Consider the following 22,249-nt stretch of genomic DNA (forward strand, 5'->3'; position numbering starts at 1 on the left):
TTTTATCGTTCATTTTTGGTGCGGAATATGGATTTTATTATGTCGATGAAAATTTATCTTTAAAAATCAATAGCTTGAAAATATCACCAAAATGGAACGATTTTTGCTTTTATGGTGCATTCATTTATTCGACTTGCACACTAATTGGGAGATTTTGCATGGATGCACTCAAAAACGGTACCGACGCATTATTTATCATGCTCGGCGCGGTCATGGTTTTGGCCATGCACGCTGGTTTTGCCTTTCTTGAGCTTGGAACAGTACGTAAAAAAAACCAGGTTAATGCACTGGTCAAAATATTAGTCGATTTTGCAGTATCGACAATTGCCTATTTTTTTGTTGGCTACAGCGTGGCGTATGGTGTGAGTTTTTTCGGTAGTGCGGAAGTGCTGACGCAGCGTAATGGATTCGAGCTGGTCAAGTTCTTCTTCCTGTTGACCTTTGCTGCCGCAATTCCGGCAATCATTTCTGGCGGGATTGCTGAGCGTGCGCGTTTTCATCCGCAATTGCTGGCGACTGCGCTGATCGTCGGCTTGGTTTATCCATTTTTTGAAGGCATAGCCTGGAATCAGCATTTTGGTATTCAAGCCCGGCTGAAGGAAAGCTTTGGCGCGAACTTCCATGATTTTGCCGGTTCCATCGTGGTGCATGCGGTTGGTGGCTGGATAGCTTTGCCTGCAGTGCTATTGCTTGGCGCGCGTCGCGGGCGTTATACAAAAGAGGGAACAATTGCGGCGCACCCACCTTCCAGCATTCCGTTTCTGGCATTGGGCGCATGGATACTGACGATAGGCTGGTTCGGCTTTAATGTGATGAGCGCACAAACCATGGAGCAAATGAATGGTTTGGTTGCAGTCAATTCATTGATGGCGATGGTGGGTGGCACCTTGGCAGCATTCTTGGCGGGCAAGAATGATCCCGGTTATGTGCACAATGGGCCGCTGGCCGGTTTGGTTGCGATCTGCGCTGGTTCCAACATCATGCATCCATTGGGAGCGTTGATAACAGGTGCGATTGCTGGCTTCATTTTTGTCTGGGCTTTTGCGCTGACACAAAACAAATGGAAAATCGATGACGTGTTGGGCGTGTGGCCTTTGCATGGCTTATGCGGCGCATGGGGTGGTTTGGCTGCAGGGATTTTTGGTTTGCAGTCTTTGGGTGGTTTGGGTGGCGTGTCCATCATGTCGCAATTAATCGGTACAGGCTTGGGGATTGCGATAGCGTTGATTGGTGGTGTGTTGATTTATGGCGCGTTGAAACTGACTGTGGGCATACGGTTGGATGCTGAGCAGGAGTTCAACGGTGCGGATCTATCGATTCATAATGTCAGTGCGACGCCGGAGCGCGAGACTTACTGGTGATTGTTTTGAATCAATGAAAAAAGGCGGCAACACATCGTGTTGTCGCCTTTTTCTTTTGTTGTACTTAGTTAGTAGCAACAGATTTCGGCTGAATCATAGGTTTGGTAATGTCGGCTGTATGGAAGTGATAAGTGCCGCCGTCTTTCAATGTCGCATGGTCTGCCAAAAAGAACTTCAGGGTTTGGCTGACAGTTGGGAATGCGATATCGTCCCAAGGAATTTCATCGGCTGAGAACAGTTTTACTTCCAGGCTTTCAACGCCAGCTTCATAGTTCAAATCCAGCAAGGTTGCACGGTAGAACATGTGCACCTGATGAACGTGCGGCACATTCAATAATGAGAACAGTTCGTGCAGTTGGATATTTGCGCCAGCTTCTTCTATGGTTTCGCGTATCGCCGCGTTGCTTGTCGTTTCATTGTTTTCCATGAAGCCGGCAGGCAATGTCCAGTAACCGAGGCGAGGCTCTATTGCACGTTTGCATAAAAGAATGCGCATATCGCCAGCTTCATCCCATACCGGAATCGAGCCCAATACCATCTTTGGGTTTTGATAATGAATGGCGCCGCAATTGCTGCATACATAACGCGGGCGATTGTCGCCATCTGGGATGGATAGTGAAACAGGGTGCGCGCACTCAGAGCAAAATTTCATAGAAAAATAGAATCTAAAATCGTTTGAAAATGGACAGCAATTGAATAGATGCGGACTTGCTTGAAGTGAAGAAGTGTATCACCGCACAAAGAAAGTGCGATTAAGTTTGCGTTGCGCGCAGATACTCTATATACTTCATATCTTCAGACGCGGGGTGGAGCAGTCTGGCAGCTCGTCGGGCTCATAACCCGAAGGTCGTAGGTTCAAATCCTGCCCCCGCAACCAAAGTCTTACAAGTCTTATATAAATCCCGCCTATCAATAATCTCCTCTAAACGGGCGTCGGATTGCAGTATCAACTGGTTCTCTAACCGGGCATCATCCAAAGATGATTGTCGTTGAGTATAATTTCTGCACATTGCAACTAAACAGTCCTAAATATCGTAAATGAATATTGCTGAGGCGAAGAAGGTCCTCGAAACAGCGCTACTTTGCGCTCACGAGCCCCTGTCCATGAACGACATGAAGAAACTTTATGTCGAGACCGGTGAGACGGACGGCCAGATCGATGCCGATGCAATCAAGCAGATGCTTGAGGAGTTGCGCGACGATTGGGCTGATAAAGGAATTGAAGTTGTCAGCCTATCGACCGGCTGGCGCTTTCAAAGTCGTCCGGAAATGAAGATTTATCTGGAACGCCTGAATCCGGAAAAGCCGCCGAAATATTCGCGCGCAACTTTAGAGACGCTTGCCATCATTACTTATCGCCAGCCAGTTACGCGTGGTGATATCGAAGAAATTCGTGGCGTCACGGTTAATTCGCAAACTATTAAAATGCTGGAAGATCGGGGCTGGATCGAATCCATAGGACATCGCGATGTTCCTGGACGGCCAGCCTTGTTTGCAACGACCAAACATTTTCTTGATGATCTCGGCTTAACTTCTTTGGACCAATTACCACCTTTGCAACAAGTAGAGAAGGGCGATATGCAAGGTAGTGCATTGCTTGAGATGCAAGGTCTGGAAGTTGAGTTGCAGGCACATCTAGATCAAACGGCGATTGATTTTGCCGATACCACCGTTGTAGCAGAGGTGGTTGATGTTGAAACAACAGAGCTTGCTGTAGTCGCCGATGATGTGGATGGTGCGGACGAGACGGCAACAAATACAATTGAAATCACGGCTTCGGCATCTGAAGTCATTCCCACCGACGCAGTAGCGCCTGACTTGACGGTTGTTGACGTCCCAAGTTCGGACAACCAAGAATTGAATAATGAATCACCCAACGAAAAATAATCAGCCTGACGCACCTGGCAATGATGCAGCTCCATCGGAGCATGCAGGCCGAGGCGAAACTGAGCAACATGCAACATCTTCAACTGAAGGTGCAGGTGCCAAGCCGGCAAAGCGCGGTCTGCGTGGTCCGCGCACTTTGCGTCGTGCTCGCAATGCACCGCGTGATGCTGATACACAGATCGTAAAAGCGGATGGTGTAGAGCCGCAACAAGATGTTTCGCAAGCTGAGCCACGTACGGCAGCTGTTTCCGATGCGCCGCGTAAAGAACACAATAATAATCGCCGAGGCGATCGCCAGCCTGGTGCAAAAGGGCCGCAAAAATCGCGTGGTAACGGCAAGCCGAATGGTGCTGGTGCGCATCGAGGTGGCAAGCCACATTCGAAGGCGAATGATGCAGATGATGTGTTTTCTTTCGTCACATCCGATGACTTTGATGTGCTGGCGGTGGAAGATAATGCCGGTGGCAAACGTCGACAAGAACAAAAAACTATTCGTCGTGATTTGACCGCAGATGATGACGCGCCGAAATTGCACAAAGTATTGGCTGAAGCCGGTCTTGGCTCGCGTCGTGACATGGAGGAATTGATCATTGCTGGCCGTGTGTCGGTCAATGGTGAGCCTGCTCATATCGGTCAACGTATTTTGCCTGCAGATCAAGTGCGTATTAATGGCAAGTTGATTCAGCGCAAAGTTAGCAAGAAGCCGCCACGCGTTCTGGTGTATCACAAGCCAGCTGGTGAAATTGTCAGTACCAACGATCCGGAAGGCCGTCCATCGGTATTCGATCGCTTGCCGACTATGAAGGCTGCGAAATGGCTGGCCGTCGGTCGCCTCGATTTCAATACAGAAGGCCTGTTGTTGTTTACAACATCTGGTGACCTGGCAAATCGTCTGATGCATCCGCGCTATGGTATCGATCGTGAATACGCGGTGCGTACTCTCGGTGAGCTGGAAGAAGGCATGCGCCAGAAGCTGTTGGCTGGCGTTGAGCTGGAAGACGGTATTGCACAATTCTCTAAAATCGCCGACGGTGGCGGTGAAGGTGTTAACAAATGGTATCGCGTGACGATCGGCGAAGGCCGTAACCGCGAAGTACGCCGGATGTTTGAAGCGATAGGCTTGACTGTTTCGCGCCTGATTCGTACCCGTTATGGTGCGCTGGCTTTGCCAAAAAATCTGAAGCGTGGACGCTGGGAAGAAATGGAAGAGCACGCTGTACGTGATTTGTTGGCAGTGAGTGGTCTGGAAAAAATCGGTAGTGAAAGCGTGAAGCCTAAGGGACGCAGTGGTCCTGGCGATCGCCCGAATGGCAATCGTGCTCCTTACGATAACGGCATGGGCTTACCGCGTAGTCCAAGCCAGTGGCAAGGTGTTGGTGCTGGGCAAGGTCGTTCGCAAGGTCAAGGTCAGAATCCGGGGAAACCGGCTGGACGCCAAGGTCAGCAACGCAGCCGCCAACCTGATCCATTGCAAACTTCCTTGGGATTTCCTGGCATGGGCCAGCCGCGTCGTAGCAATGGACCAAATCGTGGTCCGGGCGGCAACGGTCCAGGTCGTGGCGGAAATGGTCCTCAAGGTGGGCAAGGCGGCCCGCGCCGTCGCTCAAAAGTTTAATTTTTGTCTAGTTCCACTACCCGTCGTTTGACGAGTCGTCTTTAAAAAGACCTATTTGTTAATTGTCCGAATGGGCGCCGCAGGGATTTCAACATTGCGGTGCACAAGGTAATCAACTATAATTCGGCAGTTAACGAAGGTCGCCTGCCAAATAATTATCTTTTTGGCATTGAATTTGACGACCAGAATGATAAGAAAGATGGGCAGATGCCCATTTTTTTTTTGTTGAACAGTTTGCATTGTTGTATTCAATTTCGGCTGTGCCGTGATTGACGTTATTCGGAGAATTCCTTTGCAGTTGTCGGCGCTAATTGAAAAAACCGTGGTTGGCATGGGCTATGAACTGGTCAATTTTGAGCAGGCAGCCCGTGGTTTAGTGCGTGTGTATATCGACTTTACTCCAGAAGATGCGGATAAAGGCTCGATTACCGTTGAAGACTGTGAAAAAGTTACTCACCAGTTGTTGCATGTATTGACGGTTGAAAACGCCAATTATGAGCGACTGGAAGTGTCGTCGCCAGGTCTGGATCGACCACTGAAGAAGTTGTCGGATTACGTACGTTTTACTGGCGCCGAGGCGCTTGTGAAATTGCGTTTGCCTATGCCGAATGCGGCAAATCGCAAATCGTTCCAAGGCATTTTGCTGGAACCGGTAGGCGAGACACTGGCGCTGGAATTTGAAGGAAACGAGGGGCCGGCGAAGCTTGAATTTACGCTCGCTGATGTAGACAAGGCACATTTGGTGCCGCAAGTGAATTTTAGGAGTCGCAAAGCATGAGTCGCGAAATTTTACAGTTGGTTGATGCGCTTGCGCGCGAAAAAAACGTCGAAACAGATATCGTATTCGGCGCCTTGGAGCATGCGCTCGCGCAAGCGACCAAAAAACGCTATGAAGGCGATGTCGATATCCGTGTATCTATAGATCGCGAAACTGGCGCGTTTGAGTCATTCCGTCGCTGGCACGTTGTGCCCGACGATGCAGGCTTGCAGCTGCCAGATCAAGAAATTCTGCACTTTGAAGCCGTAGAGCAAATCGGCGATATCGAAGTGGATGACTATATTGAAGAGCCGATTGAATCGGTTGAATTCGGTCGTCGCTTTGCACAAGACACTAAACAAGTTGTGTTGCAACGCATCCGTGATGCGGAGCGCGAACAGATTCTTGCTGATTTCCTGGATCGTGGTGATTCACTGGTTACTGGCACCATCAAACGTATGGAACGCGGCGATGCTATCGTCGAATCCGGCCGTATTGAAGCGCGCTTGCCACGTGATCAAACGATTCCAAAAGAAAATTTGCGTATCGGTGATCGCGTCCGTGCTTATATCTTGCGCATCGATCGCAATGCACGTGGCCCGCAAGTGATTCTGTCGCGTACCGCGCCAGAATTCATCATGAAATTGTTCGAGCTGGAAGTGCCGGAAATCGAACAAGGTTCGCTGGAAATTAAATCAGCTGCACGTGATGCAGGTGTCCGCGCCAAGATTGCTGTGTATACGGCAGACAAGCGTATCGATCCTATCGGTACTTGCGTCGGTATGCGTGGTTCGCGCGTACAAGCTGTTACTGGTGAACTCGGCGGTGAACGTGTTGATATCGTGTTGTGGTCGGAAGATCCAGCGCAATTCGTCATCGGTGCATTGGCTCCGGCTAACGTTTCTTCCATCGTTGTTGATGAAGAGAAGCATGCGATGGACGTCGTTGTTGATGAAGAAAACCTGGCGATTGCAATCGGCCGCGGCGGTCAAAACGTACGTTTGGCTTCGGAATTGACCGGCTGGCAAATCAATATCATGACAGCGGAAGAATCTGCTGATAAATCGCAACTGGAAACAGCTGCGATTCGCATCCTGTTTATGGAAAAACTGGATGTCGATCAGGAAGTCGCTGACATTCTGGTCGATGAAGGCTTTGCGAGCCTGGAAGAAATTGCATACGTACCAATTAGCGAGATGCTGGATATCGAATCGTTTGACGAAGATACCGTCAACGAATTGCGTAACCGTGCACGCGATGCATTGGTAACGGAAGCAATTGCATCCGAAGAAGGTCTGGAAGGAATGGACGATGCGTTAGCGAATCTGGAAGGTATGGATCGCGTGATGGCTGGCAAACTTGGTTTGGCAGGTATCAAAACGCTGGCGGCATTCTCTGCTCTGGCCTATGACGAGTTTGGCGCGATCCTGGCATTGCCTGCAGATCGTGCACGTCACCTGATTGACAATGAATTTAAAGATGTGACAGACGAAGAGATGAAACTCATCGATGCTAAATACGATGACCATGCCAAGGCGTTGCAAGCCAAGGTGTGGAGCCTCGCGGAAGCCAAATAATCCACGAAGGTTGATTTTCATCTAACGTGTTACATAGAAAAGAGGACTGAATGGCGAGTAACAATGTAGCCCAATTTGCCACCGAGCTGAAGATGCCAGCAGACGTATTGCTCACGCAACTGCGGGATGCTGGCGTCGAAAAAAGTTCCACGTCCGACGAGTTATCCAAGACTGACAAGGACAAGCTCCTTGATCATCTGCGCCGCGCGCATGGTGTCGCGCCTGATGGCGAGAAAAAGAAAATTACGTTGACGCGCAAGGAAACAACTGAAATCAAGCAAGCGGATGCCACCGGTAAATCGCGCACGATTCAAGTTGAAGTACGCAAAAAACGCACTTTCGTAAAACGCGATGAAGCAGCACCTGAAGAAGCACCAGTCAAAGTTGCAGCGCCTGTTATTGATGAAGCAGAAGTAGAACGTCGTGCTGAAGAAGCGCGTCGCCAGGCTGAGTTGATCGCACGTCAGGAGGCTGATCTGCGTGAGAAGCAAGAGCGTCTCGCCAAGCTGGAAGCTGAGAAGGAAGCGCAAGCTAAAGCTTTGCAAAAAGCTGAAGTAGAAGCGAAAAAAGCCGATGCCGAGAAACCGGTAGAAGTCAAAGCTGACGAATCGGCAATCGAAGAGAAAAAACGCGTAGCAGCGGAAGAAAACAAGAAAAAAGCAGCCTTGGTAGCGAAAGAAGTTGCGAAAGAAGCGACTGAAAAAGCTGCTGCAACCGAGATCGCTCGTAAAGCGGTTGCGGATGAAGTTGCGCAAATCAAAGCGATGATGAATGCGCCACGTCGCGCCATCAAGGCACCGGAACCTGCGCCAGTTGTAGCAAAACCAAAAGCGCCTGAAGGTACTTTGCACAAGCCTGCTGATAAAAAGCCAGGCGAGAAAAAAGACGAGAAAAAACCTGCTGTTGCTGCAGACAAGAAGTCGATCAAATCGGCGAATGTCTCATCGACTTGGCAAGATGATGCGAAAAAACGTGGTGCCGGCATCAAAACGCGCGGCAATACCGGCGGTGGCCGTGATGGCTGGCGTGCAGGTCCTAAGGGCCGTCGTCCTTCGCACCATGATGATCGCGAAAGCAATTTCCAGGCACCAACTGAAGCGGTCGTAAAAGACGTGCAAGTACCAGAGACGATTACTGTCGCTGAATTGGCGCACAAGATGTCGGTCAAAGCATCTGAAGTCATTAAGCATTTGATGAAGCTCGGCCAAATGTGCACGATCAATCAGGTGCTCGATCAAGAAACAGCAATGATTCTGGTCGAAGAAATGGGTCACACCGCACATGCAGCGAAACTGGATGATCCAGAAGCGTTGCTGGAGATCGGTGCAGAACATGCTGATATCGAAGCCTTGCCACGTGCACCTGTCGTTACCGTCATGGGTCACGTCGATCACGGTAAAACATCGTTGCTGGATTACATCCGTCGCGCCAAGGTTGCATCCGGCGAAGCTGGCGGTATTACACAGCACATCGGCGCATACCACGTAGAAACACCACGCGGCATGATCACTTTCCTCGATACACCAGGCCATGAAGCATTTACGGCTATGCGTGCACGCGGTGCGAAAGCAACCGATATCGTGATTCTGGTGGTTGCAGCTGACGATGGCGTGATGCCGCAAACCAAGGAAGCGATTGCGCATGCGAAAGCAGCGGGCGTGCCTTTGGTTGTTGCGATCAACAAGATCGACAAGCCGGGCGCGAACATGGATCGCGTCAAGCAAGAACTGGTTGCTGAACAAGTGGTGCCGGAAGAATACGGCGGCGATTCGCCATTCATTCCAGTGTCTGCTAAAACGGGTGAAGGCATTGATGCCTTGCTCGAACAAGTATTGTTGCAAGCCGAAGTGCTGGAATTGAAAGCCCCGATTGATGCGCCTGCACGTGGTTTGGTGGTTGAAGCCAAGCTCGATAAAGGTCGCGGTCCGGTCGCAACGATTCTGGTGCAGTCCGGTACTCTGCGTCGCGGCGATGTCGTGTTGGCAGGTTCGGCTTATGGTCGTGTTCGTGCGATGCTGGATGAAAACGGTAAGAGCATTACCGAAGCCGGCCCATCGATTCCGGTCGAAATCCAAGGTCTGACAGAAGTGCCGAATGCCGGCGAAGAAGTCATGGTCATGGCTGACGAACGTAAAGCACGTGAAATCGGTTTGTTCCGTCAAGGTAAATTCCGCGACGTGAAACTGGCGAAACAGCAAGCGGCGAAACTGGAAAACATGTTCGAGAACATGGGCGAAGGCGAAGTCAAAAACCTGCCGATGATCATCAAGACCGACGTACAAGGTTCGCAAGAAGCGCTGGTTGGCTCATTGCAAAAACTGTCGACCAGCGAAGTGCGCGTACAAGTCGTGCATGCAGCGGTGGGTGGTATTACCGAGTCCGACGTCAACTTGGCGGTTGCATCGAAAGCGGTCATCATTGGCTTTAATACACGTGCTGATGCTTCAGCGCGTAAATTGGCAGAAGCCAACGGCGTTGATATCCGTTACTACAACATCATTTATGATGCAGTAGACGAGATCAAAGCTGCGATGTCCGGCATGTTGTCACCAGAGAAACGTGAACAGGCCTTGGGTCTGGTCGAAATTCGTCAAGTTATTCTGGTCAGCAAAGTCGGCGCGATTGCCGGTTGCTACGTACTCGAAGGTGTTGCCAAACGTGGTTCGTCGGTACGCTTGTTGCGTGACAACGTAGTCGTTTGGACTGGCGAGCTTGATTCCTTGAAACGCTTCAAGGATGACGTGAAGGAAGTCAAAGCTGGTTTCGAATGCGGTTTGACACTGAAAAACTTCAACGACATCAAAGAAGGCGATCAACTCGAAGTCTTCGAAGTGCAGGAAATCGCGCGTACGCTGTAAGGCGATGCTACGCAGTATCCTCGTTATACATGATCGCATCGGCCGGCTTAGCTGCTTGCCGATGCGAAGTTACTTTTGCTTCACCGTTGTATCGATAAAATAGTTTATGGCCAAACATAGTAAATCCATCCCAGGACGCGGTCTGCGCGTCGCAGATCAGATCCAGCGCGATCTGTCTGAAATCGTCGCGTTCGAGTTGAAAGACCCGCGCGTCGGGATGATCACGATTACCGAAGTTCAGGTCACGCCGGATTATGCGCATGCCAAAGTATTCTTCACGATGCTGAGCGATAACAAGGATGAGATCAAGAATACGGTATCAGGCCTGAGCGCAGCTTCTGGTTACATCCGCGGTCAGTTGGGTCGTCGTTTGTCGATTCATACTTTGCCGGAACTGCATTTTGTGCATGACACATCGACTGCGCGCGGCATAGAAATGTCCAAGTTGATCGATGAAGCCAATGCCAGTCGTGCCAAGGATGCAGAAGACTAATCTTCTTGCATTAACGCTTGCCTGTATGTGGGCAAGCGATACGTTTTCATTCTCTCTCGCGTCGTATTCGGCTGATTCCTTAGTCCGATAGACCAACATCGCATTTCTCCAGCATCCATCATGGCGACAAATAAAATCAAAAAAAAGCGTGTGCCTGTGCATGGCGTGTTGCTGCTCGATAAGCAAGTCGGCGTATCCAGCAACGATGCCTTGATCAAAGCAAAATGGTTATTGAGTGCGCTGAAGGCTGGGCATACGGGCACGCTGGATCCTTTTGCTACTGGTTTGTTGCCACTATGTTTTGGTGAGGCAACCAAGTTCGCGCAGGATTTACTTGATGCGGACAAAACGTATGAAACCGTTGTTCATCTTGGTATCACGACCAATACTGGTGATACCGAAGGCGAGACAATTGCTACGGCTGATGTTGCTGTTACGCGCGAGCAAATCGATGCAGTACTGGCGCAGTTCCGTGGCGACATCATGCAAGTGCCGCCTATGTATTCCGCGCTCAAGCGCGATGGCAAACCATTGTATGAATATGCGCGTGAAGGCATTACGCTGGAACGTGAAGCACGTCCCGTTACCATTCATTTGCTGGAATTTATCGATTTCCAAGCACCGTATCTGACTTTGCGCGTACGTTGCAGCAAGGGGACTTACATCCGTGTTCTGGGTGAGGATATAGGCGCGGTATTGGGTTGTGGCGCGCATTTGAATGCTTTGCGACGTGTGCAAGTTGGTGATTTATTAATTGATACGGCTGTCACCATAGAGCAACTTGCTGCCACGGATGAGGATGCACGTACTTCATTGTTGGCACCGGTCGATGCATTGTTGACATCTTTCCCTGCGCTTTATTTATCAGAAGAGCTGGCTAAACGATTTTTGCATGGTCAGCGCTTGGCGCTGGGCAAGGAAAATGTGGCTATTCCGCCAGAAGAAGGTCGTGTGCGCATCTATCGCGAGGCCGATGGAGTGTTGCTGGGCACAGGCTTGATGCAGTCATTTGGCGTGCTGGCACCGGAGCGTTTGATCTCTACCAGCCCAAGTAATCCTGCATAAGGTGTTTTCGACCAAGCTGCGCGACTTGATAGTCGCAAGCTTCAACAGATTCATTTCTATTTAGTTATCGTAATTGCGTCACCATTCCGTCACAAAAAACGCAGCAACTCATTGAAATACCAAGGGTTTCCCAAGGGTCAGTGGGGCTTGCTGTGCTATAATCGGCGGTTTTCCAAATTCAGCACCACCCAACCGTAAAAAACGACTATGTCAAACTCAAAACGCGCTATTCGTAACATTGCCATCATCGCTCACGTTGATCACGGCAAAACCACGCTTGTTGACCAATTATTGCGTCAGTCAGGCACTTTCCGTGACAACCAGCAGGTCGATGCCCGTGTAATGGACTCGAACGATATCGAAAAAGAACGTGGTATCACGATTCTGTCGAAGAACTGCGCGGTTGAGTACAAAGGCACACACATCAACATCGTTGACACCCCAGGCCATGCCGACTTCGGTGGTGAAGTGGAGCGTGTTCTGTCGATGGTAGACAGCGTGTTGTTGCTGGTTGATGCACAAGAAGGCCCGATGCCACAAACGCGTTTCGTTACGCGTAAAGCACTGGCACTTGGCTTGAAACCTATCGTTGTCGTCAACAAGATCGATCGTGAAAACGCCGATCCACAGAAAGCCGTGAACGCGACTTTTGAATTGTTCGACAAACTCGGTGCGACTGACGAGCAACTGGATTTCCCTATTGTTTATGCATCGGGCTTTAAAGGCTATGCAGGTCTGGAAGATACAGTTCGCGAAGGCAATATGGAGCCATTGTTCGACGCTATTCTCGAACACGTTCCTGCGCGTGAAGATGACCCAGATGGTCCATTGCAGTTGCAAATCACTTCGCTGGAATACTCGTCTTACGTTGGTAAGATCGGCGTAGGTCGTATCCTGCGCGGTCGTATCAAGGCACTGCAAGATGTAGTTTGGATGAACGGTCCGGATGACAAGCCAACTAAGGCACGTATCAACCAAGTGCTGACTTTCCGCGGTTTGGATCGCGTGATTGTTGATGAGGCGCTGGCTGGTGACATCGTGTTGATCAACGGTATTGAAGACATCAGCATTGGTTCGACCATCTGTGCGCCTGATACACCGGACGGCTTGCCTATGCTCAAAATCGACGAACCTACACTGACCATGAACTTCATGGTTAACAGCTCGCCTTTGGCTGGCCGTGAAGGCAAGTTTGTGACCACACGTCAAATCCGTGATCGTCTGGAAAAAGAATTGAAAGCCAACATGGCTTTGCGTGTTGTGCAATCGGAAGAAGATGATTCGACCTACGAAGTATCAGGTCGCGGCGAATTGCATCTGACCATTCTGATTGAAAACATGCGTCGCGAAGGCTTTGAAATGGCCGTATCGCGTCCACGCGTCGTGTTCAAAATGGTAGATGGCGTACGCCACGAGCCGTTTGAAAACTTGACCGTTGACGTTGAAGAAACCAATCAAGGCGGCGTGATGGAAGAACTCGGTCGTCGTCGTGGCGATCTGCAAAACATGGAACCGGACGGCAAAGGTCGTGTGCGTTTGGAATACCGTATTCCAGCACGTGGTCTGATCGGCTTCCAGGGCGAATTCATGACATTGACACGCGGTACAGGTTTGATGAGCCACGTGTTCGACGAATACGCGCCAGTGGACAACACCAAGGGTGAACTCGGTGGTCGTCGTAACGGCGTGCTGATTTCGCAAGACGACGGCGCTGCTGTTGCTTACGCAATCTGGAAATTGCAAGATCGCGGCCGTATGTTCGTTAGCCACAACGATCCAGTGTACGAAGGCATGATCATCGGTATTCACTCACGTGATAACGATCTGGTCGTCAATCCGATCAAAGGTAAGCAATTGACCAACGTTCGTTCGTCGGGTACCGATGAAGCGGTACGTTTGGTACCACCAATCGAAATGTCGCTGGAATACGCAGTTGAGTTCATCGATGATGACGAACTGGTTGAAGTGACACCTAAGAGCATCCGTCTGCGTAAGCGCTATTTGAAAGAACATGAGCGTAAAAAAGCAGGCCGCGAATCTTAATAAGATGAAGTAAGCCGGAGTAGCTGATTCGATCCAGTATCGAATCGCATTCCAGAAAAAAGCCCGCTGATTCCTGGAATCAGCGGGCTTTTTGTTTGTGTGGCGTATGCCTACTTTGAGAGTAGAAACTTATTTTATTTCCTGCAGAATATCGGCAATGCTGCCAAACATTTCATCAACCTGCGCCTTGTTGATGATCAGTGGTGGCGATAGAGCAAGGATGTCACCGGTGACACGTGTCAGCAAACCTTTTTCCCAGAATGCTTTAGTGAATAATTCGTAAGCACGTGCGCTAGGTTTGCCGGGGATGCCTTCGAGTTCTATTCCGGCGACTAGACCGAGGTTGCGTACATCCTTGACGAAGGGTAATCCCTTCAGGCTGTGCGCGGCTTCTTCAAAATATGGTGTCATCTCGGCCGCGCGCTGGAACAGTTGTTCTTCTTTGTAAACGGCGAGCGTAGCGATGGCTGCCGCAGCTGCCAACGGATGACCGGAGTAGGTGTAGCCGTGGAACAGTTCTATGCTGTCGGCTGGTGCCATCTGCATGAAGGTGTCGTAAATTTCCTGACGCACGATCACTGCCCCCATAGGTACCGCCGCATTGGTCAGTCCTTTGGCGCAGACCATCATGTCTGGTTTAACGCCAAAGAAATCCGCGCCGAAGGCCGTGCCCAATCTACCGAAGCCGGTAATGACTTCATCGAAGATCAGCAAGATGCCGTGCTTGTCGCAGATCGCACGGATTTTTTCCAGATAGCCTTTGGGCGGCAAGATCACGCCGGTCGAGCCTTGTAGTGGTTCGACGATGACAGCGGCAACGGTGGAAGGATCATGCAGCGTCAGCAGGCGTTGTTCCAATTCGTTGGCCATCTCCATGCCGTGTTCTGGCAAGCCACGTGAAAAGGCATTCTTTTCGATATTGAGTGGATGACGCAAATGGTCAGCCGCCAGGCCGGGGCCGAATTGTTTGCGATTGCCAGCGATGCCGCCAACTGCGATGCCGCCGAAGCCAACACCGTGGTAAGCACGTTCGCGACCTATCAACCGTGTGCGGTCTGCTTCACCGCGGATGCGATGGTAGGCGAGGGCAATCTTGAGCGCAGTATCTACGCCTTCGGAGCCGTCGTTGCAGAAGAAAACACGGTTCAAGCCTTCTGGTGTGATTTCAGCCAGTGCACTGGCCGCTTCAAATGCTAGCGGGTGACCCATCTGGAACAGCGGCGCGAAATCCATGGTCGCTGCTTGTTTCTGTATCGCCTCGACTATCTTTGGATGACCATGACCGGCATTCACACACCACAGGCCTGCGGTTCCATCTAGAATTTTTCGTCCGTCGTCGCTGGTGTAATACATGCCGGAAGCTGATGCCATCATGCGTGGCTTTGCTTTGAATTGGCGATTGGCGGTAAACGGCATCCAGAGGTGACTTGAATCGAGAGATGAGCTCATTGCGCGCGCTGCTTTCGTGGTGGATTACAGCAATATTAGTACGTTTGACGGCAGCGCGGAAGACGAGGGGAAATCGATATCGATCATCAGATGAATATGTATTGAATCAAAGGAACAACGCCGTATGCACGCTTATTTATGTGCCGGCGCTTTAGGAAACGCATGAAGCTGCCGACTACGGGAATTTCTTCGTACAGTTCTTCCGCTGTATCCTAATAATTGCGAATTATTTTTTAGGAGGGATTTTTAGAAAAGAATGGGCGAAAAACATCCCCACCGAAGCGAGGATGTTTTTGAGGTGTTGGCTGGATTATTTTGGTAGCTCTTCTTTACATTGCGTGCGTGAACTGAGGTTATAGCTGCTGTTATAGGTGCAGTAGAAAGTTTTGCCTCTACATTGAGCTGTCCAAGTGTTTGTCGTCCACCCCATATCGCCTTCGGTAATCAGAACTTCAGATGCAGGACAGCCAATCTCGCCGGATGTAATAGCGGCTCGAGTACCATGTGTTGCGCAGCCAGTTAGCACGGATGCAATTGTTACAGCACCTAAAACATATATTTTTTTAATCACTTGGTTTCTCCATTGTTGTTATTTCTGGCATTACACATATTCACTCAGCATTTTTAATCATGATGTTTGCGATGCTGGAATTCGTTCATCTGTAATATTCATGTCATTTTGCGCGCCACTTTTTGGCAATTCCATTGATGAGGAACGACTTACTGATAAACTCATGACCTTTGCGGCGCATATTTGCTATTCAGTTTTTTCGTGTTTTCATATCAGCACCATCTGTTTACTCTGCAATTTCTCCATAGCAACGCAGGAAAATAACACAAATGATGCAAATAACACAAAATAATACTGTTTGATAAACAGTTGAAAAATTACAGTAATCAATGAAATCAAGTACTTATAAATCTAGGCGTATTTCAGTTGCACCCATGATGGACTGGACCGACAGGCATTGCCGCATGTTCCATCGGCAAATCACGCGCCATACATGGCTCTATACGGAGATGGTGACGACTGGTGCCTTGTTGCACGGTGATGTGCCGCGTCATCTGGATTTCAATGATGAAGAGCATCCAGTTGCGTTGCAGTTAGGCGGTAGCGAGCCAGCAGATTTGGCGAAGAGTGCCAAGCTGGGCGAGCAATGGGGCTATGACGAAGTCAATCTGAATTGCGGTTGCCCATCCGAGCGCGTACAAAAGGGAGCATTCGGTGCTTGCTTGATGAATGAGGCATCGTTGGTGGCGGATTGCGTCAAGGCGATGCGCGATGCTGTGTCTATTGATGTGACGGTCAAGCACCGTATCGGTATCGATGACATTACTTCGTATGATTTCGTACGCGACTTTGTCGGTACTGTGGCTGATGCGGGATGTAATACGTTTATCGTGCATGCACGCAATGCCATCCTCAAAGGACTCAGCCCGAAAGAGAATCGCGAGATTCCTCCTCTGCGTTATGAATTTGCGTATCAGCTCAAGAAAGATTTTCCTGAGCTGGAAATTATCATCAACGGCGGTGCCAAAACAGTGGCGGAAATCGACATGCATCTGGCGCATGTCGATGGTGTGATGATAGGTCGCGAGGCGTATCACAATCCCTACATGATGAGTTCATTCGATGCACGTTATTACGGTGACGATGCCATGCCGAAAACGCGTGCTGAAGTGTTGCACGCGATGATTCCATATATCCGCGAGCAATTGGAAAAGCATGGAAAGAGTGAGAAGGGTGGAGGCTTGAAGTTGAACAGCATCACGCGTCACATGCTTGGCTTGATGGCTGGCTTGCCGAATGCGCGTGGGTTCCGTCAGTCTTTGTCGGACTCCAAAAAACTGGCCCTGGGTGATCCTGATTTATTGCTGCAAGCACTGGCGCGTATGCAACCATTGGCAGCGTGATTACTGCATCTCTTCCTGGTTGCTCTATTCAGAGTGATATCTCAATAAAAAATACCTGATGATGTCAGGCATTTTTTTCAATATTTACCTCTGTAAATTCTACAAAACATGTAAATGTTGCCGATGTTTTTCATCGTGTGAAATCAATTGTGTTCTTTCCGAACCTTCTCAAAAACGCGTGGTCAAGAAGATAACGTATTTGTTTTCGAGCAGATTGCATTGAGGCAAATCGGATCATCAATTCACACGCTATATGAATTCTTTGCTTCTGATCAATAGGTGGTCGAGCAGGTGAATTTGTTATTCCCTGAAAGGAAAAACACGATGAATACATTATCAAATCGTTCAAAAGTAGCGATTGCAGGCTCACTCTTGGCAGTACTGTTTGCCAGCGGATGCGAACGTCGTACTCCCGAAACCACAGGTTCAGCTGCACCTAGTGAGTCGCCAGCGACGACAGGTGTAACGCCGCCAACAGCAGTTCCAGATACAGCGCCAGCTGCGCCAGCGCCGATCACATCAGGTGATATGTCTGGCGATCATAAAACAGTCGGAACAGTTGTGGATGACACCGTCATCACCACCAAGGTGAAATCAGCATTGCTGGCTGACTCAGATGTGAAAGGTCTGGAAGTCACCGTTGAAACATCGCAAGGGATAGTCAGCTTAAATGGCGCAGTGAATAACCAGACGCAAATCGATCGTGCAGCGAAAATCGCGAGCGGTGTCGAAGGTGTAGCGTCGGTACTGAATAATCTGACGATTAAAAAGCAATAAGCAATTCACTCTGCAAGCAAATGCTTGCAGAGCATAGAAGTAATAAAAAAGAGCGTGAATTAATTCACGCTCTTTTTGTTTCAGCCGATAGTCGAGTGGCTTATTTACCTGTCGCTGCATCCTGTATTTTTTCGCCGCCGCGTTGCACGTCTTCGCCCATACCTTTAAATGTGTTGCAAGCACTCAAACCAACGCTCATAGCGAGAAGACATACGATGGAAATAATTTTTTTCATGATGATTTTCCTTTCAGGTTTAAGAGATGAGCGTAGGAACGCCTCCTCGACTTCCTCGGACTCAGTGTATCCGGGAACGTTCTAGCCGCTTTTCCAGATGGTTAAGTGGCTTACTGATTGGACATGTAATTGCCATAAAGTTCACTAAACAAATGCCGTCCAGAAATGCAAGCATAGCAATCAATTGATGAAAGACAAACAATAAATATTGCTTTGTGGCTATCTAGTGACCAGGCAAGCCAGCATTTACTCGTTTTTAAATGGGAAATGATTGTTTATTGGCAATCTTTTAAGCGTCACCGTCTTCGTCATATTTTTATTGCAATGCAATAAATGCAGCCAGCATGCAACCATGTGTCGCTTGGCAGTGCTGGGATACGCACAACAATTTCCGCGTTTATATATGCAGTTTTATTCGTGTTCAACGCCTGAAGGCGACTCCTATAATCAAAACCTGTTCGAGGCGTAGTTCTATCATTGAGTAGGCTCAAGTGGATTCTACGTTTATTCCCGGACTGAACTCACTGATTATTGCGCCATGACTAAACAACGTCCTTCATTAGAACTGGTTATTCCTGCTCCCGTCGGAACGTGGGGTCTGGATAACGTCGTCAAATCGTTACGCCAATCGCGTGAAGAAACGCACAATATTCGTTACCGTGGCCAGATACGCGAACTGCCATCGCGCGAAGCCTTGGAGAAAATTCTGGATGGTTTGTCCGCAGCCTTGTTTCCAACGCATTACGGCCAACCTGTCTTGACCGATGAGAGCATTGATTACTTCGTCGGTGACAAACTTAATATCGCCTTGAATGATCTGGCTGAACAGGTCAGGCGTGGTTTGCTGTTCGTTTCCCGTCAGGGTGATGATGCAGATCAACTTGTCGTCAAGGTCGGTAGTGATGCGCGCGATCTGGATCTCGAAGCGATCGAAATCACGCGCAATTTTGCCGCTCAGTTGCGGCATATTCGCGATCTGCTTGTGACTGATTTGCAAGCGGCTTATCACGGTGATCCAGCGGCGCACAGTGTGTCCGAGATACTGGTTTGCTATCCCGGCATGACGGCAATCATCTATCACCGCTTTGCTCACGCACTACATAATTTAGGCGCACCTTTCCTCGCGCGTTTGATCTCGCGTATCGCGCACTCCAGTACTGGTATTGATATACATCCAGGTGCAGAAATTGGCGGCAGCTTCTTTGTCGATCACGGTACCGGTGTGGTGATAGGTGAGACAGCAGTGATAGGGCAGCGTGTGCGGCTTTATCAAGCGGTCACACTAGGTGCAAAACGTTTCCCCGCAGATGAAAACGGTTCGCTGATCAAAGGCAATCCACGTCATCCGATAGTGGAGGACGATGTGGTTGTGTACGCCGGTGCCACAGTGCTGGGTCGCATCACGATAGGTTCAGGATCAACCATTGGTGGTGGCGTCTGGCTCACGCATAGCGTACCGCCCGGCAGCAATATCACACAGGCGCAGACACGTAATCACTGAATTGTCTTGCAGGGATATGTGCGCAGACTGCCATGTGAAGATCATTGGATTGCTGAAACATAAATCATGACTATCGAAACGGATCAGCTTGTACATTGGCTACTCGGCAGCGTTGAGCTGGAGACGACGGTTTTCCACGTCGGCCAATATTGTGGTCGTTGGCGTGCATCGACCGCAAATCGTGCACTCGGTAGTTTTCATCTGGTATTGCATGGTGATTGCTTTCTGCATGTAGAAGGCAAACCACCGATTGCATTACGTCCACGCGATGGCGTATTCCTGCTGCGCGATATTCCTCATTTTCTGAGTCCTGACTGTGATCCGGATGCAGTGTTGTCACCGGTAGCGATGCAGCCTTTATCTCAGGCTGTGACGGGTAATACAGGTTTGGCCTGCGGATTTTTTCATTTTCGTGGTGCTTTGAGTGAGCTGATTGTCGGCTCTTTTCCTGATTACCTCATCATCCGTGCTGAAGATGAATCATTGCGTGCAGCCAGTACGCTATTCGATCTGATACTGGCCGAAGCTGGCGGTGATCCGGAACAACCGTCCCCGTTGATAGCGCGTCTGGCCGAAGTACTGTTCTTCTATGTAATTCGCCATGTGGCGCAACAGGATGACATCGCAAGTGGTTTGCTATCGATTGCACGGCGTACAGAATTCGCACCGTTGCTGGATAACATAATGCGCGAGCCGGGACAGGATTGGTCCACCGATAATATGGCACGTGTTGCTCACATGTCGCGTGCCAGCTTTTACAAACATTTCATAGGTGCGAGTGGACAACCGCCTGCGCAATTTCTCTTGCAACTACGTATGAAGATCGCGGCGCAACGCCTGCATGCCGGCGATACGATAGAGCGCACGGCAGAACATGTGGGCTATCGCTCGCATGCTGCATTTTCACGCGCATTCAAGAAGGTGATAGGGGAACAGCCGGGTGCATTTCGCCGTGGTTGCCGCCAGCGTGAAGATATCCCACGTTTAAATTAAAGACGATTGAACATAAAACTGCGACGCCTGCAGTTGGCCGAAAATGAATTCGGGTGCAATAATGGGCCATTGACATCCATTGAAAGAACATCATGGCCCGTCTTACTTTACACACGCTGGAAACAGCCCCAGAAGAAAGCCGCCCGTTCGTCGAGCGTGCGATTGCCAATAACGGCTTCTTGCCGAATCTCATCGGCGTACTGGCAAATGCGCCGGTCGCGCTGGAAACCTATCTCACCGTATCCGGTATCAATGCACGCAGCAGCTTGACGCTGGCAGAGCGTGAAGTCGTGCAGATTACTGCGGCACGCATACACAATTGTGACTTTTGCGTAGCAGGACATACTGCTGTCGCATTGAAGAAGGCCAAACTTCCGGTTGAAACCGTGCGTGCATTGCAGCAGGGAGCTGCAACTGGCGATACCAAGCTGGATGCGGTTGCTGCCTTTGCACAAGCTGTGATCGCACGACGTGGTGCGGTGTCCGATGCCGACTATCAAGCCTTCATCAACGCTGGTTTTAACGAACAACAAGCGGTGGAGGTGATTCTTGGTATCAGCCTTGCGACGCTGTGCAACTTCACCAACAGCCTGGCCGGTACAACTATCAATAAAGAACTGCAGCCGTTTGCCAGCGGAGCGATTTGATATGAGCGCACAAACCGAATTGCATACGTGGTTGCGCGATAACGCAGATGGATTGGATCAGACGCAGAATCTGGCCGAAGAGATCTTGCCACGCCTTGCTGCGGCCGGTTTGTTTGGTATCGGTGTCCCGCAATCTCTAGGTGGCAGCGGTGGTGATGTACGTGATGCGATCAGTGCGGTTGCCGATATCGCTGAATATTCGCTGACCTCTGCGTTCGTGTTCTGGGGACATCGCACTTTTATTGAATATCTGTTGCACAGTCCTAATCATGCGCTGGCGGAGCGTCAGGTCGCTTCGCTGGTGAAAGGTGAGCGTGCTGGCGCGACCGGATTGTCGAACGCGATGAAATTTTTATCGGGAATAGAGTCGCTGCAAATCATTGCCACACCGCAGGATGAAGGCTGGCAGCTTGATGGTTCACTGGCGTGGGTGACGAATCTGCGTAAAGGTGGATTCATCGCTGCAGCTGCTGTTGCCTCATCGGCTGATGCGCCGCCGGCTATTGTTTCATTTGATAGTGCTTACAGCGGCGTGCAACGCAGCGCCGATTTGAACTTGATGGCACTACGCAGCAGTAACACTGCAGCAGTCAAATTGCAGAACGTGCGGATAGATCCTATCGATGTGATCCATGTCGATGCAAGGATATATCTGCCTGCCGTACGTCCGTGTTTTCTGGGATTGCAATGCGGTATGTCTATCGGGCTTGCACGTGCCAGTCTGGATGCGGCACATAGCCTCTCTGCTGCGTCGCGTAATCAGCTTACGGCACGTATTGAAGAATTACAGAGATTGCTGGCCGATACCGTCGAACAGTTGTTTGAAGGCGTACACGACGGGCGCTTTAAAACCAAGGCTGCACCTTTGTTCCGTATTCGTATTCTGCTGGCCGAAATCGTGCAGCAGGCAGTTTCATTGGAGCTGCAAGCCAGCGGTGGCCGCGCTTATCTGCAAGATGGCGACAAGAGCTTTGCTCGTCGCTGGCGTGAATCGGCATTTGTGCCGATAGTGACGCCTAGTTTGACGCAATTGCAGATTGAACTGCAGAAGCAAGCCGCAGTACAGGTTGCATGACG

At 49.9% G+C, this 22,249-nt stretch carries 18 protein-coding genes and 1 tRNA gene; 16 read left to right on the forward strand and 3 right to left on the reverse strand.

Translation table 11 applies throughout. From position 1 onward, the window contains the following. Nucleotides 1–158 precede the first annotated feature (158 nt). Nucleotides 159–1,361 (forward strand): ammonium transporter, encoded by a 1,203-nt coding sequence (locus AC07N2_RS09490; RefSeq protein WP_494778008.1) that lies wholly within the window; start codon nt 159–161, stop codon nt 1,359–1,361. A gap of 64 nt (nt 1,362–1,425) precedes the next feature. On the opposite strand, the gene AC07N2_RS09495 is transcribed toward AC07N2_RS09490, so the two are convergent. Next, nucleotides 1,426–2,013 carry an NUDIX hydrolase gene (locus AC07N2_RS09495; protein WP_494778009.1) on the reverse strand — a complete coding sequence of 196 codons (588 nt, stop codon included), beginning with the start codon at nt 2,011–2,013 and terminating at the stop codon, nt 1,426–1,428. 148 nt (nt 2,014–2,161) lie between these two features. On the opposite strand from AC07N2_RS09495, the gene AC07N2_RS09500 reads away from it, so the two are divergent. The 9 genes from AC07N2_RS09500 (at nt 2,162) to typA (ending at nt 13,656) form a co-directional block, all read left to right on the forward strand. After that, nucleotides 2,162–2,238, forward strand: a tRNA-Met gene (locus tag AC07N2_RS09500). Between the two features lie 161 nt (nt 2,239–2,399). Continuing rightward, nucleotides 2,400–3,248 (forward strand): SMC-Scp complex subunit ScpB, encoded by an 849-nt coding sequence (gene scpB / locus AC07N2_RS09505; RefSeq protein ID WP_494778010.1) that lies wholly within the window; start codon nt 2,400–2,402, stop codon nt 3,246–3,248. Continuing rightward, the gene (rluB, locus tag AC07N2_RS09510) at nt 3,226–4,863 is read left to right on the forward strand and encodes a 23S rRNA pseudouridine(2605) synthase RluB (RefSeq protein ID WP_494778011.1); all 1,638 of its coding nucleotides are present in this window, start codon (nt 3,226–3,228) and stop codon (nt 4,861–4,863) included. The genes scpB and rluB overlap by 23 nt, the downstream gene beginning before the upstream one ends. 292 nt (nt 4,864–5,155) lie before the next feature. After that, a complete protein-coding gene (gene rimP, locus AC07N2_RS09515; protein ID WP_076593704.1) occupies nt 5,156–5,641 on the forward strand; it encodes a ribosome maturation factor RimP in 486 nt (161 codons plus the stop codon). Next, a complete protein-coding gene (nusA, locus tag AC07N2_RS09520; protein ID WP_076593705.1) occupies nt 5,638–7,197 on the forward strand; it encodes a transcription termination factor NusA in 1,560 nt (519 codons plus the stop codon). The genes rimP and nusA overlap by 4 nt, the downstream gene beginning before the upstream one ends. A gap of 50 nt (nt 7,198–7,247) precedes the next feature. Then, nucleotides 7,248–10,055: a translation initiation factor IF-2 gene (gene infB / locus AC07N2_RS09525; protein WP_494778012.1), complete on the forward strand. Its 2,808-nt coding sequence runs from the start codon at nt 7,248–7,250 to the stop codon at nt 10,053–10,055. A 106-nt stretch (nt 10,056–10,161) separates the two neighbouring features. Continuing rightward, nucleotides 10,162–10,548 carry a 30S ribosome-binding factor RbfA gene (rbfA, locus tag AC07N2_RS09530; protein ID WP_494778013.1) on the forward strand — a complete coding sequence of 129 codons (387 nt, stop codon included), beginning with the start codon at nt 10,162–10,164 and terminating at the stop codon, nt 10,546–10,548. A 120-nt stretch (nt 10,549–10,668) separates the two neighbouring features. Continuing rightward, on the forward strand, nt 10,669–11,613 hold the full coding sequence (gene truB, locus AC07N2_RS09535) for a tRNA pseudouridine(55) synthase TruB (RefSeq protein ID WP_494778014.1): 945 nt from the start codon (nt 10,669–10,671) through the stop codon (nt 11,611–11,613). Between the two features lie 207 nt (nt 11,614–11,820). After that, nucleotides 11,821–13,656: a translational GTPase TypA gene (typA, locus tag AC07N2_RS09540; protein ID WP_494778015.1), complete on the forward strand. Its 1,836-nt coding sequence runs from the start codon at nt 11,821–11,823 to the stop codon at nt 13,654–13,656. Nucleotides 13,657–13,785: 129 nt separating this feature from the next. Here typA and aptA read toward each other — a convergent pair whose 3' ends face one another. After that, nucleotides 13,786–15,105: an omega-aminotransferase AptA gene (gene aptA, locus AC07N2_RS09545; RefSeq protein ID WP_494778016.1), complete on the reverse strand. Its 1,320-nt coding sequence runs from the start codon at nt 15,103–15,105 to the stop codon at nt 13,786–13,788. A 900-nt stretch (nt 15,106–16,005) separates the two neighbouring features. On the opposite strand from aptA, the gene dusA reads away from it, so the two are divergent. Both dusA and AC07N2_RS09555 read left to right on the forward strand, forming a co-directional pair. After that, entirely contained in the window at nt 16,006–17,019 is a 1,014-nt protein-coding gene (dusA, locus tag AC07N2_RS09550) for a tRNA dihydrouridine(20/20a) synthase DusA (RefSeq protein WP_494778017.1), read from the forward strand. A 324-nt stretch (nt 17,020–17,343) separates the two neighbouring features. Further along, nucleotides 17,344–17,796 (forward strand): BON domain-containing protein, encoded by a 453-nt coding sequence (locus AC07N2_RS09555; protein WP_494778018.1) that lies wholly within the window; start codon nt 17,344–17,346, stop codon nt 17,794–17,796. 100 nt (nt 17,797–17,896) lie between these two features. Here AC07N2_RS09555 and AC07N2_RS09560 read toward each other — a convergent pair whose 3' ends face one another. After that, nucleotides 17,897–18,031, reverse strand: coding sequence for an entericidin A/B family lipoprotein (locus tag AC07N2_RS09560; RefSeq protein ID WP_076593722.1), 135 nt, complete (start codon nt 18,029–18,031; stop codon nt 17,897–17,899). A gap of 538 nt (nt 18,032–18,569) precedes the next feature. Here AC07N2_RS09560 and epsC point away from each other — a divergent pair. From epsC to AC07N2_RS09580, 4 genes are all read left to right on the forward strand, one after another. After that, nucleotides 18,570–19,532, forward strand: a complete 963-nt coding sequence (gene epsC / locus AC07N2_RS09565) for a serine O-acetyltransferase EpsC (RefSeq protein ID WP_494778019.1) — start codon at nt 18,570–18,572, stop codon at nt 19,530–19,532. Nucleotides 19,533–19,598: 66 nt separating this feature from the next. After that, nucleotides 19,599–20,525 (forward strand): AraC family transcriptional regulator, encoded by a 927-nt coding sequence (locus tag AC07N2_RS09570; protein WP_494778020.1) that lies wholly within the window; start codon nt 19,599–19,601, stop codon nt 20,523–20,525. A gap of 92 nt (nt 20,526–20,617) precedes the next feature. Continuing rightward, entirely contained in the window at nt 20,618–21,172 is a 555-nt protein-coding gene (locus AC07N2_RS09575) for a carboxymuconolactone decarboxylase family protein (RefSeq protein ID WP_494778021.1), read from the forward strand. A gap of 1 nt (nt 21,173) precedes the next feature. Then, on the forward strand, nt 21,174–22,247 hold the full coding sequence (locus AC07N2_RS09580) for an acyl-CoA dehydrogenase family protein (RefSeq protein ID WP_494778022.1): 1,074 nt from the start codon (nt 21,174–21,176) through the stop codon (nt 22,245–22,247). Nucleotides 22,248–22,249: the final 2 nt, after the last annotated feature.

The sequence above is a fragment of the Herminiimonas sp. GW821-FHT09C12 genome (assembly GCF_059416385.1).